The organism is Candidatus Halocynthiibacter alkanivorans (assembly GCF_003333265.1).
Taxonomy (GTDB): domain Bacteria; phylum Pseudomonadota; class Alphaproteobacteria; order Rhodobacterales; family Rhodobacteraceae; genus Halocyntiibacter_A; species Halocyntiibacter_A alkanivorans.
In genome coordinates, this window is sequence record NZ_QOLB01000016.1 from 1 (window position 1) to 1,178 (window position 1,178).

The window sequence follows — 1,178 nt, forward strand, 5'->3', positions numbered from 1 at the left end:
ATACCAAATCGCCCAGATTCTGACTCGTGTTTTGCGGGTTTCTCTTTGGGTTTGTTTGTGATTCCCTTTTGGAATAATCGACACTCTTTGTGGAGGGGATCATGGTTGGCATTGAGTTACGGGGAGACTACAGCGCGAGCGATCTGCGGGTTTTGGCGCGCAAATCGCGCAACGCAAAGCAAGCGCGTCGGCTGATGGCGTTGGCGGGTGTTGCGGACGGTTTGAGTAGAGCGGACGCTGCCGCCGTAGGTCTGATGGATCGTCAGACGCTCAGAGACTGGGTGCATCGGTTCAACGAACATGGCCCGGAGGGGTTGATCGACCGGAAATCCAGCGGCCCCAAACCTAAACTCACCGCAAAGCAGCTGGCCACGCTCAAAAAAGTCGTGACGGCCGGGCCTGACCAGGTGATCGACGGTGTGGTGCGCTGGCGCTGTGCTGACCTGGCCGCGCTCATCAAGGCCCGTTTTGATGTGGAGTATCATGTGAACTCGATAGGGAAACTGCTGCATTCACTGGGGTTTTCCCACGTCAGCGCGCGACCTCAACATCCCAAGCAGGACCCTGAAACGATTGAGGACTTTAAAAAAAATTCCCGCAATTACGTGAGGAAAGCCTGAAAGACGTCCCTCCGGATACGCCGGTCGAGATATGGTTCCAAGATGAAGCCCGCGTGGGCCAGAAGAACGGCCAAGTTTACCAGTGGGCTGCGAAAGGCACGCGCCCGCGCCAGGCGGCCGACCAGCGTTATGAGAACGCCTATATCTTTGGTGCGGTATGTCCTGCCCACGACAAAGGTGCCGCCTTGGTGATGCCACGCGCCAACTCCGAGGCCATGCAAAAGCATCTTGAGGAGATCAGCCAGTCAATTGCCGCCAAGGCCCACGGCGTTGTCATCATGGACGGTGCTGGCTGGCACAAGTCCGGCGCCCTGAAAATCCCGGAAAACCTCTCGATCCTGTTTCTGCCACCCTATTCGCCGGAACTGAACCCGACAGAGAATATTTGGCAATTCCTGCGACAAACCTACCTCTCGAACCGGGTGTTCGATACCTGGGAGGCGATCGTTGATGCCTGTTGCGATGCCTGGAACCGCCTGGCCGCTGAAACCGGGCGCATCAAATCAATCGCAACGCGAAACTGGGCAACCACCGGTCAATGATTGGGCGGGTTGGTAT

Annotated in this window: 1 protein-coding gene; it reads left to right on the plus strand. The window is 57.0% G+C overall.

Annotated elements, in window-relative coordinates; genetic code table 11:
• The first annotated feature begins 98 nt into the window (after nt 1-98).
• Nucleotides 99-1,162, plus strand: a protein-coding gene (locus tag DWA01_RS00215) for an IS630 family transposase (RefSeq protein WP_114283629.1) whose coding sequence is annotated in 2 segments (ribosomal slippage) — nt 99-591 and nt 591-1,162 — 1,065 coding nt in all. Because the reading frame shifts where the segments join, the coding sequence is not laid out codon by codon here.
• The last annotated feature ends 16 nt before the right edge of the window (nt 1,163-1,178 follow it).